Source organism: Streptomyces bobili (genome assembly GCF_002154575.1).
Lineage (GTDB): Bacteria > Actinomycetota > Actinomycetes > Streptomycetales > Streptomycetaceae > Streptomyces > Streptomyces bobili.
Genome location: NZ_MUBA01000668.1, coordinates 405 through 611 on the forward strand (window position 1 = coordinate 405; position 207 = coordinate 611).

Below are 207 nucleotides of genomic sequence, written 5' to 3' on the forward strand. Positions count from 1 at the left end.
GCAACTCCTCCTCGTCCACATACACCTCGTGCTGCGGCTCAGCGCCCGGGGTGGGGTTGTGGACCAGCTCCCACAGGGTGAGCGCGGAGCCGTCCGACAGCAGCCAGGTGTGCCGGTACGTCTCCCGGTGCAGACCCGCGCTGTGGTGCGCGGAGTGCAGCGAGCTGTCGTGCGCCAGCGCGCAGTCGAGGCGTCTCACACATTCGT

1 protein-coding gene is annotated in these 207 nt (G+C 69.1%); it reads right to left on the minus strand.

Annotated features, from left to right (window positions below):
• A partial coding sequence (locus BZL64_RS41645; RefSeq protein ID WP_244205734.1) for a DUF6227 family protein occupies positions 1–199 on the minus strand: 199 nt, incomplete at its 3' end.
• Positions 200–207: the final 8 nt, after the last annotated feature.